Here is a 16356-nt window from a genome sequence, read left to right as displayed (position 1 = left end):
GAGCTATACTATTCGTATGGTAAATACTGGAGGTATGCGTATGAATCTGAATCATCTGCACTATTTTCGCGTGCTGGCAAAAACGGAGCACTACACACAGGCTGCCAATCAGCTGGACATCACACAGCCTTCCCTCTCCCATGCCATTGCCGCTCTGGAAAAGGATCTGGGCTGCTATCTGTTTGAAAAGCAGGGGCGCAATATCAAGCTGACGAAATATGGACGTATCTTTTATGAATATATAGATAAGGGACTGCAGGAAGTCGATCTGGGAGAGCGCCGGCTGCGGGAGCTCACCTCCCAGGAAAACGGATGGATCGATCTGGCTTTTATTTACACGCTGGGCAGCCACTACGTTCCCCATCTGCTGCAGAGCTTTCTGGCACAGTCGCAAAACCGCAAGATCAAATTCTCCCTGAAGCAGGGCAATACCACAGAGATTCTGCAGGCGCTGAAGGAGGAAAAGTACGATGTGGCCTTCTGTTCCTACGTGGACAATCAGCCGGATATCAATTTTCTGCCGATTGCACAGGAGGAGGTTGTCGCTATTGTTTCGCGCAGCCATCCTCTGGCAGTGCATGACAGCGTTGACCTTGCCCGGCTGAAGGAGGAAACCTTTGTCTATTACGATCGTCAAAGCGGTATCCGCCCGCTGCTGGATTCCCTGTTTGAACAGGTGGGCATAGAGCCCAACATCATCTGCGAGGTGGAAGAGGACAGTGCCGTTATCGGTCTGGTAGCCATCAATTACGGTATCGCACTGGTGCCGAATATTGCCATGCTGGAGCAGTTTCCGGTGAAAAAGCTGACCATCACCAATCCGCCGCATGAGCGTTACATTTATCTGGCTACCGTCAAAAACCGCTACCTCCCCCCTGCTGTACACACCTTCTGTAACTTTATCGTACATCACACCTCCATTAAAAACCCGCACACCAGTGACTGATTTTCCATTTTCTTTCATAAATTTTCACAAAAATATGAAAACTTATGCTTGCATTTTCCGTAAGAGTGTTGTATCCTAATGGCAATAGGAGTGATACCCATGAACAAATCCATACAGACAGCAGCTTATTATTTTTACTTTAGATAGCCCTGAAACAAACCATTGAGATATCGTGGTTATTTTAGCGTTTCAGGGCATAAAAAAAGCATCGAACGAAGAAAACGTTGATGCTTTTTTTGTAGCCTGTCCCGGATACAGCAAGCTTCTATGATAGAAAATTAAGAAAAGAGAGGAAGAGAACAAATGAGATACGGACTAATTGGTGAAAAGCTGGGACACAGCTTTTCAAAGGATATTCATGAAAGGATTGCAGATTACACCTTCGATCTGATACCGCTGAGCAAAGAGGAATTCAAGACATTCATGGAGAAAAAGGAGTTTACTGCATTGAATGTAACCATCCCCTACAAGAAGGATGTCATCCCCTACCTGGATGAAATGGATGAGCATGCAAAAGCAATCGGTGCTGTAAATACAATCGTCAATCGTGACGGCAAGCTGAAGGGCTATAATACCGACTTCACCGGCTTTTTATACATGGTGAAAAAGCACAATGTACACATGGAAGGAAAAAAGGTGCTGATTATCGGAAACGGTGGAGCCAGTGCTGCCATTCAGGCAGTGGTACAGCATGAATCAGCTGGCAGCATGGTCATCATCGATGTTGTGCCAGGAAACGGTGCCATCAGCTATGATGAAATGTTCTCCAGTCATCTGGATGCGGAAATCATCATCAACACCTCCCCGATCGGAATGTACCCGCGTATCGGCAATGCTCCGATCGATATCAGCATGTTTCATAAATGCGAGGCCGTTCTGGATGTGATCTACAATCCGATTCTGACAAGACTGTGCTTCGAGGCGCAGGAAATGGATATCAAGCGTGTAAACGGTCTGGAGATGCTGATAGCACAGGCAAAGCAGTCCGTGGAGTTCTTCCTGGATAAGAGTATCGACGATCAGATCATCGACGATATCTATCAGGATATGCTGCGCGAGCGCTGCAATATCGTATTGATCGGAATGCCCTCTGCCGGCAAGACAACCATTGGCAAAATGCTGGAGAACCGTATGCAGAAGGAGTTCATTGACCTGGATGATATCATTATCGAAAAGGCCGGAAAGTCCATTCCGGAAATTTTCGAGGAAAGCGGAGAGGCAGGCTTTCGCGCCATTGAAACAGAAGCGGCAATCGAGGTCAGCAAGCTGAACAATAAAATCATCGCCACCGGAGGCGGTACGATCAAGCATAAGGTGAATATGGATTACCTGCGTCAAAACGGAATTACGATTTTCATTGACCGCGATGTGGATAAGCTGATTAGCTCCGATCCGAACCGACCGCTGTCCAAAAGCACAGACGCCCTCGAGAAGATGCATGCCGAGCGTCTGCCGCTGTACCAGAAATATGCAGCCTACGTCGCTGTAAACAACAGTGACATTGAATCAACCGTCACCGAAATCGAAGAAGCCTATCGCAGCATTTTAATTGATGCTGTCAGCGATTAGAAGAAAAGAGGAAGAAACAATGATTATCACATTAAAAAAAGATGCTCCCAAGGCAGAGGTTGAAAAGCTGATTCATACCTTTGAAAACAAGGGGCTGTCCGTTACCATGATTCAGGGAGATAATTACAATGTCTTCGGTCTGGTTGGCGATACCTCCAAAATCGATGAAAAGCTGGTGAAGGCACATCCGTTTGTCGAAAATGTCACACGCATTGCCGCACCGTATAAAAAGGCGAACCGTCTGTTTCATCCGGTGGATACCATCGTGGATGTAGCCGGTATCAAGGTTGGCGGAAATGAGAAAATCGTCGTAATCGGCGGACCCTGCTCCGTTGAGGGTGATACCCAGATTATGGATATTGCAAAGGAAGTGAAGAATGCCGGCGGCGATATGCTGCGCGGCGGTGCATATAAGCCGAGAACGAGTCCCTATGCGTTCCAGGGTATGGGAACAGAGGGTGTCAAATGTATGGTGCATGCCAGAGAAACCTATGGGCTGCCGATTGTCAGTGAGCTGATGAGTGCAGATAAAATCGATGAATTCGTCGAGCATGTGGATTTGATTCAGATCGGTGCCAGAAACATGCAGAACTTTGATCTGTTAAAGGCGGTCGGGCGCATCAACAAGCCGGTGCTGTTAAAGCGCGGGCTTGCCAATACGATTGAGGAATGGATCATGGCTGCGGAATATATCATGTCCGAGGGCAATGAAAACGTCATTTTCTGTGAGCGTGGTATCCGTACCTTTGAAACGTACACACGAAACACACTGGATCTCAGTGTAGTGCCGATTATCAAGGAGAAAACGCATCTGCCGATCATCATTGACCCAAGTCATGCGACCGGTGACTGGAGACTGGTGGAATCCGCTTCCCTGGCAGCGATTGCCGCAGGTGCAGACGGACTGATCATTGAGGTGCACAACGATCCGGAAAATGCATGGAGTGATGGTGCGCAGTCATTAAAGCCGGAGCGCTTTGGCGAGGTGATCCGCAAGGGAAGAAAAATCGCCGAGGTGATCGGGCGCAGTATGTAGGCGTTATTGCCCCTATATACATGATACATGCAGTTGCAAACGCAGGAAGAAACAAAAAAAGAATCCCACCCATAAATGGAAAAGGGATTCTTTTTTCATATCTGCTTACAACACCTCTTCCCTGCAGACCAATGCGGATTTTGCCGTTTCACTGAAGTATTTCATAGCCTCCCTTGGATATTTGCCGGCTGCCGTTTCACCGGTCAGCATGATACTGGAGGCACCATGGTAAACCGCATGAAAAATATCGCTGACCTCAGCTCTTGTAGGTACTGGATGCTCCATCATGGAATCCAGCATCTGCGTTACCACCATATACGGCATGGAGTGTACACGGCATATATCCTGTATCCGCTTCTGTACAGCAGGCAGTTCCCATAACGGCATCGCATTACCTAAATCTCCTCTGGCAATCACAATCTGATCGCAGTATGGAAAAAGCTCCTTCAGATGCGCTACCCCCTCCATGTTTTCAATTTTTGCATATACCTGCAAATCCGGATTCTCGATGCTTTTCAGGGTTTCCTTCACCGTGATCAAATCCTGTGCATTTCTTACAAAGGGCTGCATGATTCCGGTAACGCCATACTGCCTGGCGGCCTTCAGATTGCGGATATCACTTTCTGTAAGTGTCGGCAATTCAATGTGACCGTTCACCGGAGCCAGACTTTTCCCCGATTTCAACACACCTCCATGCAGAACAGTACACAGCAAGGCATCTTCCCTTACCTGTTTCACCTCCAGAAGAATACGACCGTCATCCAGCAGAAGCCTCTGTTGTACCGCCGTATGAGCCAGCAGCTCCACAGGAATCGGAATATCCTTCCCCAGTTCGACTGTCTGCCGTTCTTCCAATAAGACAGGCTCCCTCAGCCTTCCGACCCGCAGCTCCGGTCCCTTCATATCGATGAGCAGCTTTGCCTGTACGCCTGCATGCTCCTGTGCTTTGTGGAATGCGTACAGCCATTCCTCGCAATCTGTCAAATCCACATGGGAAAGATTCAAGCGGACACCATTCATTCCCATACAAAGCATTTCATACAGGGCGTCCTGTGTATGCAGAGACGGCCCTAGTGTTCCATAAATATCCAGTGATTTCATTATCTTATACCTCGTTTTATCATAACAAATTTGATTATCCTGATTTTCACTTTTTTTATCAGAATGTCCGTTTCATAATACTACATTAATTTTTAAATGAAGAAGTGTAAAACCCTGCATATAGACTGTCCATAAGAATCGAAATAAACAAACGATCTCTAACATGTTTTACGTGTTGTCACCATTACATCCGTGAATCTCTGGAATGCTTTTGATGATAGATTCTGCTACTTTAAAATAAGAATAAATACTTAGTTCAGAATACGCTTGCACCGATACATAATGTGATAAATAAACCATAGCTGACATAATAATCAAAGCTAACGTTGCATGCCATGTATTCTCTTCAAAAGCATTACTAAAGATGAAATAGACAAGCTCTATGACAACCATTATCGCCAACCCTGATAAAAGTGAGGACATTCTATTGATTTCCACATTATATAACTTCTTTTTATTATGATTATTCAGATTATCATAGTCTCTATAGTTATGATATTCATTATCTAACCATAGATAAATAAACGGAATGATAATAGGAAGCCCTATTATCATTAACAGCGCAAATGCTAAATCGAACTTTATATCCTTTACAGAAAAAATATAACCGATTACTAATATCACGGTTAACACCAATAGCAGATATGTCATACGATTAAATTTTGTCACTTGATTTGATGTGATTTCATGCTTAGAACGATCCCAGTCATATTTGATTAACAGACTGATAGCTTCAACAAGTTTTTGCTTTAACATGTCTTTTTGACTTTTTCCATTAGATATCTCAATTTTTTTTATAAGTTCCCAGATATAACCATCCTGCATGAAATAATCATTTTTATCTTGCTCCGAATTTAAATTATTAAGCCTTAACATCAACCCTTTTGTGTTTATACGAACCTTCAATTCAGATAATAAAATGCGTTCATCATAATCATCAGCTTCTAAAATATCAATCGCTATCTTCCGTAATCCTTCTCTCCATTCTGCCCTGCTATCGGTTATCCTTTCCAGTGCTTGGCTTTGTTTCCATTTGTAAAAACTAATTAAAGCGACAATAACTGTGGACGTAAGAAGTATGCTCATAGTCTATTTCCTCCCAACTTTTCCCCTATATCTATTCAGCTATGTATATTATTTTAGAGAAAGCATTATAATAAAAAATTTACACAATCGTAAACGGATGACACAGCGGTGCAGATATGATTTTGACACCCTTCAGCTTTTCCGACAGAAATGCCGCCATATCCTGGATAAAGATGTGTTCAATACCATAATGTCCGGCATCAATCACAGCAAGCCCCTGTGCCACCGCATCAATGCCAGTATGATGAGAAATATCTCCGGTAATCAAAACATCACACTGTTTGTAAAGTGCATGCGTAATCATACTGTTTCCCGCACCCGGAGAAATCGCAATCCGCTGAACCTGCCTGCTTACATCACCATAAACCTGCACGCCCTGCAGCTCAAAGGTTTGCTTGATCTGTTCGCAAAGCTGAAAAACCGGCATTGCCTCCGGCAGCATACCATACCGTCCAATCCCCTTCCCGTCTTCATTAGTAGCCTCCAGTACCTTTGTTTTCTTAAGCTGCAGCATTTGCGCAGCCACCTCTGCCATGCGGAGCACATCGTAATTGGTATGCATGGCATAGCAGCACATCCCCTTCTGAATCAGCTCCATTATCCTTCTGCCGATAAAATCCTGATTGTGAATCTGCTTGATACCGTTAAACAGGAGTGGATGATGGGTAATCAGAAAATCTGCATGATTTGTCACTGCATCCGCAATCACCGCATCACCGGCATCCAGTGCAATGTAAATCGTTTGCACATCCTTATCGAAGCGACCTGTCTGCAATCCGCAATTATCCCAGTCCAACGCATAGGACAGCGGATAGTGTTCCTCAATAACATGCAATATGTCAGCACAGCGCATACACATACCTCCCTGCCTCACGGAAACGGATCAAATGAAAAGCTGTCATCAAAGCGAACAAGAAATTTGCTGATCAGTTCAATGATCGTTTCCAAATCCTGATAGCTTGCAGTTTCAATGGAGGAATGCATATAACGCAGCGGGATGGAAATAAGAGCAACCGGCACGCCACCGTTTGTAAAATGGACAACATCGCCATCCGTTCCGGCCTTTCCGGCAAACACCTCCCACTGTACATCCAGCTGATGCTCCTCGGCAATCGCAGCAAGCGCCGCATTCAAAGGCTTGTTGATCATGCTGTTGGAGCATAATACAGCACCCCCGCCAAGCTTCACGGTTCCACTCGCATCACCGCTGACGCCCGGATAATCACTCGCAAAGGTCACATCCACAATCAATGCACAGCTTGGCTGCACACGGGTTGCGACATGATAGGCTCCCCGCATGGTCGTTTCCTCACCACAGGTTGTCGCCGCATAGATTCCACAGGCAGTCTGCTTCTGTTTGGCTTTTTTCAATGCCTCCAAAATGATAAAGGCACCGATACGGTCATCCAATGCACGTCCGGCAAGCTTTCCCTGTGCAAGCTCAGTGAACTCACTCGCAGCACATACCGGATCGCCGATGGAAACATAGCGTTCACACTCGGCCTTGCTGTCAAAGCCCAGATCGATAAACAAATCCTCCACCTGCACCTGTTCCTTACTTTCCAGCGTACGGTTTGTCACAACGACACCGGGCAGGACTTGTGAAGCACAGACAACCTGTACATGTGTCCCCAGATACAGAACCGGATGGATACCGCCTGCCTTTGTCACCTTCAGCATTCCATCCTCGCAAATCCGGGTGACCAGAAAGCCGATTTCATCAATATGCCCGCACAGCAGAACCTTTGCCTCTGCATGCGGATTCACAACGCTGATCACATCACCGGTCGCATCCGTCAGAATTTCATCCGCAACCGGTTCCATATGCTGAATCACCTTTTTCTGCAATGCAATTTCATGTCCGCTGACACTTGGTGTCCTCAGCATATCATACAAAAATTCCTTATCCATAAATATCATGTCTCCTTTTTAACATAATCACATCCAGTGAACACGCCAATATACAGCCTGTGCTGTAGCATACCAGATCACTCCATACAAAGCCCTGTCCCAGCAGATAGCGTAGTGGTGTTGCACGCAGCGTAATGAGCCAGTCATAATCCAGCAGCTGCGAGCATTCGATCAGATAGGAAAACAGCAGCGTAGCGATCAACAGCGATTTCACTCTGGCCTCGGGAAACAGAAGTGCGAAGATTCCATACATCATCATCGACCACAGCGTATCTCCTCCGTATTCCCGAAACCAGTTCGGCAAGGGAAGCGTGCTTCTTGATAACAGTCCTGCCGCAATCACCAGCACAACATAGCCGACCAGCAGGCAGCGGTTTCTTCTGTTTTGTTTTCCCATATAGAGCCTCCTATACAAAAATAGAGTGTTCCCACTCTATTTGCGAATATACTGAACTGCAATACACTGCGGTCCCCCCTGTGTGATAAAGGCCGGTGAAAGCTTTAACAGCTCCAGCTCTGTATTCGGGAACGCATTTTTCAATCGGTCTATAAAGAAGCGTGCATCCGCTAACGCATCTGCATGAGATACAGAAATACGATAGGCCGCATCCACACCATGCTCGCGGAAATAGCTGATAATGGAATCTGCTGCCTTGGACAATGTACGTGTTATTGTAAATTTATCCAGACGGCTTCCATCCTCCACTGCATGCATGACCGGCTTCAGCTTCAACAGCCCGCCGATACTGGCCGCTGCCGGCTTTAAACGCCCGCCGCGCTTTAAGAAGCTGAAATCCTGCGGAATCAGAAAGGAATGCTCATGTGCCATGCTTTCTTTTAAGGCTGCGACAATATCCGCTGCCTTTTTCCCTTCATCACGAAGCTTTACCGCTTTTTCCACCAGATAGCGGTGCGGCCCGCACAGAGTCTGTGAATTCAATACCGTTATGCTGTCTGCATTGGGCGCCTGTTCCTTCGCCATCAGCGCTGTCTGATACGTACCGGACAGACCATCTGCCATACATATGTTGAGGATTTCTTCATCACCATGCTCCTCGTAGGCAGCCAGCACATCGCCAATCGGCGGCTGTGAGGTTGTCGGAATACCTCCTGAGCGAACCTTTTTCAGAAAGGATGACGTGTCAAAGCATAAATCCCGGTAATGCTCATCCTGGATACTGACGCAGAGAGGAATCACATGAACATCCATGTCATTTCCTTCCGCAACCGTAAAGAGTGCAGATGTGTCTGTAATGATATGTACCATAATATTTTTTTCCTTTTCCTAGTTGACCATTTCCATGCGTGTTTTATAATCCGGCATGTAGTTCTCTATAATATTGTAGAACGCCTTGGAGTGATTCGGCTGAATGAAATGAACAAATTCATGCAGCACCACATATTCGATGAACTCGAACGGATAATGAATCAGCTTCCGGTTCAGTGTTATCGAGTTCTTGGCCGGTGTACAGCTTCCCCATCTGCTTTTCATATCCCGAATTTTTACGTCCGGAAATTCCAGATGGTAATTGCTCAAAGAGCGAAATGTCAGTGTGGCAATGTCCAGAAACACATCCCTGCACAGCTTATCGAGAAACTGCCGGATGACCTTTTCCGGGTCTGCCTGCTCTCTGCACTGTACATACAGAGTGTCCTTGTCATAGCTTACGTGATTGTACTTCCCCGTTGTCTTGCGGATTTTCAGAGAATTTCCAAACAATACGATATGCTTGTCGTCGATCATGGATTTCTGACTTCTCTCCTGCATGGATTTCTGATGCTTCACAATCCAGGAAACCTTGCTGGAAACAAAATCGTCGATTTTATCCATAGGCACAAACGGATTCGCACTGACCACGACCTCTCCCTTGGAAGAGATCCTCATGTTGATATTTTTTACCTGTTTTGTAACCAGTGTATAGGTAATCGGATATTTTCTACACTGAACAACCTTTTTATTTACATCCATTTAACTACTACCCCAATCTCTAGTGCGCATCTAATTATCTCATACTTGATTAAAAAAATAAACAGTTTTTTAGTAAGGAATTCTGGAATTTTTTACAATGGCTGAAAGTGCAGGAAATGAGCAGATTTTCCATTTGTTTTTTACCGTCTGTGTTATTCTGTGTTACAATACCTACGGTGATATTATGAGCTATAACAATCCGTTTCCATACAGTGATGACAACAAGCGTTATCATACCTGGAATTATTACCTGAAGCACCGCTTTCACAGCAAGGTGTTCAAGGTTCCTCTGAATGCGAATTTCTCCTGTCCCAACCGGGATGGCACCTGCGGCGTCGGCGGCTGCACCTTTTGCAGTGCCCTTGGCAGCGGTGATTATGCAGGAGACATCCATGACGATCTGTTTCGGCAGTTTGATCAGGGAATGCAGATGATGCAAAGAAAATGGCCGGCCGGAATTCCAATGGCATATTTTCAGGCATATACAAATACCTATGCACCGCTGCCCGTGTTAAAGGCTACCTTTGACCCCTTTGCGCAGCGTGATGATATTGCGGCTATCAGCATCGCCACACGTGCCGACTGTCTGGAGGATGATAAGATCGCCTATCTGCAATCCTTGTGTACTGATAAGGAAATCTGGGTGGAGCTGGGGTTACAGAGTATTCACGATGATACCGCACAGCGCATCAACCGCGGGCACACCTATGCACAGTTTCTGGATTGCGTCGAGCGGCTGTCGCATACCGATTTGAAAATTGCTGTCCATCTGATGAATTCACTGCCCGGTGAAAACAAACAGCAGATGCTGGAAACCGCGGCTGCGCTCGCAAAGCTGCCCGTGCATGCGGTAAAGATCCATATGCTGCACATTATGGAGGGCACGCGCATGGCCCAGGAATACAGACAATCCCCCTTTGTCATGCTGAGCAGAGAGGAATATATTGATATCGTCATCCGTCAGCTGGAGCTGCTGCCGGCGGAAATGATCATCCAGCGGCTGACGGGAGATGGCGTGAAGGAAGCGCTGATCACCCCGCTTTGGACTTTGAAAAAGGTAACGATTCTCAACGACATTGACAAGGAAATGAAGCAGCGCAATACCTGGCAGGGAAAGTACAATACGTAACCTTCCCTTTTTTTTCGCATAGGATAAAGCAAGAGGTGACGATCAATGAAGGTACTGGCTGTCCTTATGCGAATTGAAAAGCTGGATCATGCCTGGAAATGGTTTATCAACAAGCCGTATGTAGACCGCGTGGAAGCGCTGGGCTGGAGCCTGTATCCCATCTGCAGCATGGCGGGAATCGCGAGTGCGCTGCAGGTATGCGATGCACTTTTACTGCCCGGAGGCTATGATGTGCAAAGCTATTATCTGAAGGAGGACCGCAATGAGCATGTCACAACCTATGCGCAGCCGATGGATCATCTGGAATTTCAGGTAATCGACGCATTTATGTGCAACGAAAAGCCGATTCTTGGTATCTGTCGCGGAATGCAGACATTGAATGTATATGCCGGCGGGACACTTCTGCAGCATATTGACACGCAGACACACGCGCCAAAGCAGCTGCACACCGTACACAGCAGCTCACGCAGTGTATTGCATCAGCTGTATCCGCAAAGCTTTACCGTAAACAGCTACCATCATCAGGTAGCCGGGCGATTGGGAGAGGGCTTTTATACCTCTGCCTTCAGCGAGGAGAATTATGTAGAAGCCATGGAGCACGAGAATGGTCGCATTCTCGCTGTCCAGTGGCACCCGGAGCTGATGGAAGACGATCAGATCCTTCCTTATTTTCTGGATGTTGTCTGCGCCTGAATCTTTTTTCTGCTCTTCCACCATTTCCAAACAAGCCACAGCATGATGGCCAGAGAAAACCAGGTGCCGAAGGCATCCACATTCATCACAGTTCCCAGATAGCGCAGGGACAGTGTTACCAGTAGACTGCGCAGCAATCTGGCAAAGCCGTCGCACAGCAGAAACGGAAGCAGCCGCATGCTGGTGAAGCCGGCAAGATAGGCAAGAAGAAAATCCGGAATCGGAGTGATGCCGCCAATGAAGACGGCCAATAGTCCATAGCGGTCCATCAGCTCCTCGCCATGCTCCACATCCTCTTTTGCGGCGATGTTATACAGCACTTTTTTGCCCAGTATCCGGGCGATGCCATAGCCGATTGCCCCGCCGATACAGGTGCCTACTGCACCCTCCAGCGAATACAGCAACCATTTCTGCGGTGAATGCAGTACCAGCGGTACCAATATGACTTCCAGAGAAGGAAGCGGAAGAAATGCTTTTAAAACAGAATACAGTATCAGACCGATATCCTGCCATACGATAAAAAAATCCTGTACGTTCATGAAATCCCCTCATTTCATTATACGTGCAGGCTTCTATTTTATACCAGCTCCAGCAGATTATCGATGATCAGATCCGGGTGAAGACAGCGCTGTTCACAATCCAGACGGGAATGCACACCGCTTGTCACAAAGACGCTCGTGCACCCATGCCGCAGTCCGAAGGCGACATCGGTTTCCAGATTATCTCCAATCACAACAGCATCCTCTTTAGCAATTCCGGCATAGCGCAACGCTTCCTTCAGCATCGGCTCATGCGGCTTTCCGATCATCCATGCCGTTTGCTCACTACAATATTCCAGCATATGCACCATAGCACCGTTTCCGATGCGAAAATAGTCTCCATGCGGCAAGCGTCGATCCGGATTGGTGCCAATCAGCACTGCACCCTTCTGTAAATGATAAAAGGCACGGCACAGCTTTTCATAGGTCACATTGGAATCCAGACCGGCAAATACTGCTTCCACATGTTCCTCACACAGCGTAAATCCCTGCTCCAGCAGCGCCTCCCGCATCCCATCTTCTCCGATATAGAAGACGCGCTGCAGCTTTGTTTCATGACGGACATAGGCGGCAGCTGCCATCGCACTCGTAAAATATTGTGCATCCCGCAATCCTTGAAAGCCCATCGCTTCCATCTTCTCCCGGTTCTGTGCATGCGTACGCATGGCGTTGTTGGTCAGGAAATAGTATGGAATCTGCAGTGTATGTAAGGCTTCTATGAACAAGGGTGCACCGGGAATGACCTCATCCCCGCGATACATCGTTCCATCAAGGTCCAGAAGCAGCGTTTTATGCCGCAGTAGCGGATGCATCGTTATATACTCCTATATAGTGGTGAAGAAAAGCCTCCTGAGAGAACTGCTCCTGATCGAGAAAGGCTTTCATAAGTACACAAAGTAAAGACAGGAGCGCCTGCTGTGTCGTACTCTTAAAGCGCAGCGTGCTGATATCATCCAGCACAAATTCCGCAATCTGTTGTGCGCGGTCAAAGCAGATCACCACACGTCTTCCTGCATGCATCCCGCAATAGAAGCGATAATATACATCGTGGTAAATCAGCTCATAGCCATCCCGACTCTTTTTCAATTCTCCGATTTGTTCATCCCCCTCGTATACGGTGAAATCCATACACGGGCGAAACCGCGAATACCATTTGCGAAGCTGGTAAAAGCCCATAATATCATCGCCATACATATTCTTCAGATATATACTGAGCAATCCGCCTTCCTTTTCATAGGAGGCACGGAATACACAACGCCCCTGCTCCTCAATGCTGTATTCATCAATGTCCTTACGCATCGTAAATTCCATTGTCTTCACGTCCTTTCATGAAAAAGCTCTTGATAGCACAAGAGCTTTTTATCTCAACCCACTATCGTAGGGTTACACAGTCTTTGGATGTCACCTTTATTATAGGTGATTTCCTCTCATTTTTCAAGACATGAGCGAACGGTGTGTGCAAAATTGTTATTGTCCAACAGCACACAATATCGAAGGTATCTGTAAATTCTCTGTAAAGCAATCTGCTTTCCGTCCTCTGCAAATGTAAATCAGGAGCTTCTCTTCACTGTTTTCTTTTGAAAGTAATGAACATAGCAGAAAATCAGCAGCAGCGGCACGATGGAGAAAGCAGCTACGATATACAGGGTCCAGTCATATCCGAAGGCTTTGGACAGATAGGAGGTGATCAGCGGTGTTATCAATCCACTGACGCCGATAAATACGGCCATGGCAAACATCTGCGCACTGCTGAACAGCTTCTGGGGAGTGATTTCCTTTACCAGCACCTTGCTTGTCAGCATGATGATGGGCAGCGTTACCAGCTGCAGTGCTGCCGTCAGAATAATCATCCACGGCTGAAAGGAAAAGCCGTAAAGCAGGAATTTCACACCATACATAAATGTTCCAAAGTATAAGAGTGTCTTAGTCTGAAAGCGTTCCAGTATTTTCGAGGAAAACAGAAAGAGCGGCACCTCCATAAAGGATTGCAGCGCCCACTTAATGCCGACCGCTGTGGTGTCTCCGCCGATATCCAGCATTTTGTCGATGACCACATACTGATCTGCCGTACCGATCATATAGACGAGCAGATAAATCAGCACCAGCAATAAATAGCCTTTATTCTTCAGGAGCTGCCGCACGCTTTCCATGCGAATCCGCTCCCCTTCCTTTTTCTCAGCATCCTTTGCCTTGTAAATGAGCCAGCACAGAATAACGCTTACGATACCAAGTGAAATCAGCAGACTTTTATAATGAAAATGGCGGACGAGGTAGCCGGCAATCGGAGAACCAATCGTAAGCCCCAGTGCCCCGCTTGCCCGCAGCCGCCCGTAGTTTTCCTGATCGATTTCCAGCATCCAGGTTTCATCCAGTCCCATAATGACCTTTACCATACCACCCATCAGAGCCACGGTGAATACATGATACCAGAAGGTCTGGCGTTCTACCAGAAACATGGCAAAGCTGCTCGCCGTCAGCAGCACATAGGCCGCAAAGAAAAAGACCTTAACCCTTTGAAAACGGTCGCACAGGTAACCAAACAGAAACTGGCCGGCGATTGCCACAACCGCATTTGCGGCCAGAATATAACCGCGCTGTACCACCGTATAGCCCAGCTTGCTTAAAAACGGAATCATCTGGGTATTGACCATCGATATGGCAAAAAAGGCAAGAAAGTTCATGGCATAAAGCAGCCATCGCATTTGCTTTTTCATAGTAATCACATCCTCAGATATAGTATGGACACAGCTGCAGGCATCTAAAAATCTTTTCCCTTTTCTTTTCGCATATTGTATAATAGAACTGTTGAAACGGTGGTGTGTATATGCAGGAACATCTCGATACCAAAAGAATACTGGCAGCAGCATTAAAACAGCTGACCTGCCGCAAGAGCTTTGACAAAATCACGATTGCGGATATCACGCAGCAAAGCGGCTACAACCGGCAGACCTTCTATTATCATTTCCGTGATAAATACGAGCTGCTGAACTGGATCTATACGGATGATGCACAGCAGGTGTTTGATGAAAATCTCAGCTTTGAAAACTGGCCGAAATATATTTCCGCCCTCTTGAATCACATGCGCAGCGAGAAGGACTTTTATATCAATACGATTCGCAGTGATGAGACTTGCTTTGAACAATTCCTTTTTGATTTAACGAAGTCCATTTTCCATATGGCAATCGTAAGCCTTGACCAGCATCATCAGATCAATGAGGTAGAAATGAATTTTTATTCCCAGTTTTACAGCTTTGGGATAACCGGCGTGATTATCAGCTGGGTGAAAAGCGACATGAGAGAAAGTGCAGAGCGTGTCAGTGCCAATCTGAAATCGCTGGCGCAGGACAGTGAAAAGCTGGCCTATTCCCGTTATCGGGAGGCCTATACGAAAATAACAAATGAGGAGGAAGAGCATGAAGAGTGAAGTAGAGCATTATGAAAACCGCTGTGGCGGCAAGGGTACGATGCATATCGAACGCCTGCTGCAAAGCGAGGAAATGGGAAGCGGCGTGAAGATGTATGCGAAGGTGACGATTGATGTAAATGCATCGCTGGGTGTACATCAGCATATCGGCGATGGTGAGTCCTACTATATTTTGCAGGGTAGAGCACTTTACGATGATAATGGAATCAAGCGTGAACTGCAGCCGGGAGATGTCACCTTTACTCCGGATCAGGGCTTTCACGGCATTGAAAACATCGGAGACGAACCACTGGTGTTTATGGCATTGATCATCAAGGCATAGAAGGCAGACAGCCTTCTTTTTTAATCTTAAGCTCTCCTTTTAGTATAAGAGCGAACATCCATCATATAAAGGGGTCTTCCTCCTTTGATAAATCAATCGTTGAAATAGAATCTAAATACCGATATATTACAGGAGGTTATCTTCATACTTTATTTATTTGAACATCAATGTATGAAAATTATAATTCCCCATGAGAATTTCATAGAGCTTCACCCTGATGAAATTACGATTATGATTTTTCATAAAGAGCTATAAGCTGGTCTTGATTTTCAATATAACATGGTCAGATGAATATGTGCTGATTAAGTCTTTTCATTATTCACAGGAGTAATGCCTAAGCAGGAAATAGATGTTAAAATCATGTTATGTTTAAAATATAATCGTGACTCTGTTTCTTATGTATCATCTACAGCAACTAGTAACAGCCTGGTGCTAGATAAGATACATCATATTTATATGAAAAGAAATGCGCGCTTTTACAAATATAGTAGTTAAATACAGTGGAACATGCATCGTAGTCCTGAAAAAAATTCATGAAGTCGTATGACTGTTATTTATATCTTCATTATATTATAGTAACATAAAAAATCATTGAACATAATACTATATTTATAATGATAATAAGCTACAA

18 protein-coding genes are annotated in these 16356 nt (G+C 46.0%); 7 read left to right on the top strand and 11 right to left on the bottom strand.

Going from position 1 to position 16356, the window contains the following annotated elements:
* Positions 1 to 40: 40 nt before the first annotated feature.
* The 3 genes from G4D54_10110 to aroF all read left to right on the top strand — a co-directional run bounded on the left by G4D54_10110 (position 41) and on the right by aroF (position 3551).
* Complete coding sequence (locus G4D54_10110; protein ID QJA02764.1) at positions 41 to 946, top strand: LysR family transcriptional regulator; 906 nt, start codon at positions 41 to 43, stop codon at positions 944 to 946.
* A gap of 303 nt (positions 947 to 1249) precedes the next feature.
* Positions 1250 to 2515: a shikimate dehydrogenase gene (locus G4D54_10105; GenBank protein QJA02763.1), complete on the top strand. Its 1266-nt coding sequence runs from the start codon at positions 1250 to 1252 to the stop codon at positions 2513 to 2515.
* Between the two features lie 19 nt (positions 2516 to 2534).
* Positions 2535 to 3551, top strand: coding sequence for a 3-deoxy-7-phosphoheptulonate synthase (gene aroF / locus G4D54_10100; protein ID QJA02762.1), 1017 nt, complete (start codon positions 2535 to 2537; stop codon positions 3549 to 3551).
* 105 nt (positions 3552 to 3656) lie between these two features.
* Here the strand turns inward: aroF and G4D54_10095 are convergent, their stop codons facing one another.
* The 7 genes from G4D54_10095 to G4D54_10065 all read right to left on the bottom strand — a co-directional run bounded on the left by G4D54_10095 (position 3657) and on the right by G4D54_10065 (position 9618).
* Positions 3657 to 4652: a pyruvate kinase gene (locus G4D54_10095; GenBank protein ID QJA02761.1), complete on the bottom strand. Its 996-nt coding sequence runs from the start codon at positions 4650 to 4652 to the stop codon at positions 3657 to 3659.
* A 168-nt stretch (positions 4653 to 4820) separates the two neighbouring features.
* Positions 4821 to 5738, bottom strand: coding sequence for a hypothetical protein (locus G4D54_10090; protein QJA02760.1), 918 nt, complete (start codon positions 5736 to 5738; stop codon positions 4821 to 4823).
* Positions 5739 to 5817: 79 nt separating this feature from the next.
* On the bottom strand, positions 5818 to 6591 hold the full coding sequence (locus G4D54_10085) for a Nif3-like dinuclear metal center hexameric protein (GenBank protein ID QJA02759.1): 774 nt from the start codon (positions 6589 to 6591) through the stop codon (positions 5818 to 5820).
* Between the two features lie 17 nt (positions 6592 to 6608).
* Entirely contained in the window at positions 6609 to 7649 is a 1041-nt protein-coding gene (locus G4D54_10080; GenBank protein QJA02758.1) for a M42 family metallopeptidase, read from the bottom strand.
* On the bottom strand, positions 7642 to 8046 hold the full coding sequence (locus G4D54_10075; protein QJA02757.1) for a DUF2809 domain-containing protein: 405 nt from the start codon (positions 8044 to 8046) through the stop codon (positions 7642 to 7644). Before G4D54_10075 ends, G4D54_10080 begins: the two co-directional genes overlap by 8 nt.
* A gap of 36 nt (positions 8047 to 8082) precedes the next feature.
* On the bottom strand, positions 8083 to 8916 hold the full coding sequence (locus G4D54_10070) for a DegV family protein (protein QJA02756.1): 834 nt from the start codon (positions 8914 to 8916) through the stop codon (positions 8083 to 8085).
* Positions 8917 to 8934: 18 nt separating this feature from the next.
* Positions 8935 to 9618 carry a M48 family metallopeptidase gene (locus G4D54_10065; GenBank protein QJA02755.1) on the bottom strand — a complete coding sequence of 228 codons (684 nt, stop codon included), beginning with the start codon at positions 9616 to 9618 and terminating at the stop codon, positions 8935 to 8937.
* A gap of 184 nt (positions 9619 to 9802) precedes the next feature.
* Here G4D54_10065 and G4D54_10060 point away from each other — a divergent pair, with 184 nt between their 5' ends.
* Together G4D54_10060 and G4D54_10055 are read left to right on the top strand one after the other, a co-directional pair.
* A complete protein-coding gene (locus tag G4D54_10060) occupies positions 9803 to 10747 on the top strand; it encodes a TIGR01212 family radical SAM protein (protein QJA05185.1) in 945 nt (314 codons plus the stop codon).
* Positions 10748 to 10792: 45 nt separating this feature from the next.
* Positions 10793 to 11440 carry a gamma-glutamyl-gamma-aminobutyrate hydrolase family protein gene (locus G4D54_10055; protein QJA02754.1) on the top strand — a complete coding sequence of 216 codons (648 nt, stop codon included), beginning with the start codon at positions 10793 to 10795 and terminating at the stop codon, positions 11438 to 11440.
* On the opposite strand, the gene G4D54_10050 is transcribed toward G4D54_10055, so the two are convergent.
* From G4D54_10050 to G4D54_10035, 4 genes are all read right to left on the bottom strand, one after another.
* The gene (locus tag G4D54_10050) at positions 11413 to 11979 is read right to left on the bottom strand and encodes a DedA family protein (protein ID QJA02753.1); all 567 of its coding nucleotides are present in this window, start codon (positions 11977 to 11979) and stop codon (positions 11413 to 11415) included. The two genes, G4D54_10055 and G4D54_10050, sit on opposite strands and share 28 nt — an antisense overlap.
* A 38-nt stretch (positions 11980 to 12017) precedes the next feature.
* Positions 12018 to 12791 (bottom strand): HAD-IIA family hydrolase, encoded by a 774-nt coding sequence (locus tag G4D54_10045; protein QJA02752.1) that lies wholly within the window; start codon positions 12789 to 12791, stop codon positions 12018 to 12020.
* Positions 12769 to 13290 (bottom strand): hypothetical protein, encoded by a 522-nt coding sequence (locus G4D54_10040; protein ID QJA02751.1) that lies wholly within the window; start codon positions 13288 to 13290, stop codon positions 12769 to 12771. Before G4D54_10040 ends, G4D54_10045 begins: the two co-directional genes overlap by 23 nt.
* A gap of 239 nt (positions 13291 to 13529) precedes the next feature.
* Positions 13530 to 14693, bottom strand: a complete 1164-nt coding sequence (locus G4D54_10035) for an MFS transporter (protein QJA02750.1) — start codon at positions 14691 to 14693, stop codon at positions 13530 to 13532.
* 110 nt (positions 14694 to 14803) lie between these two features.
* Between G4D54_10035 and G4D54_10030 the strand changes: the two genes are divergently transcribed.
* A complete protein-coding gene (locus tag G4D54_10030; GenBank protein QJA02749.1) occupies positions 14804 to 15403 on the top strand; it encodes a TetR family transcriptional regulator in 600 nt (199 codons plus the stop codon).
* Positions 15393 to 15725 carry a cupin domain-containing protein gene (locus G4D54_10025; protein QJA02748.1) on the top strand — a complete coding sequence of 111 codons (333 nt, stop codon included), beginning with the start codon at positions 15393 to 15395 and terminating at the stop codon, positions 15723 to 15725. The genes G4D54_10030 and G4D54_10025 overlap by 11 nt, the downstream gene beginning before the upstream one ends.
* The last annotated feature ends 631 nt before the right edge of the window (positions 15726 to 16356 follow it).

This window comes from [Clostridium] innocuum (assembly GCA_012317185.1).
Classification (GTDB): Bacteria; Bacillota_I; Bacilli_A; order Erysipelotrichales; family Erysipelotrichaceae; genus Clostridium_AQ; species Clostridium_AQ innocuum.
The sequence above is the reverse complement of the archived record's forward strand: the minus strand, read 5'-3'. Positions and strand labels throughout refer to the sequence as shown.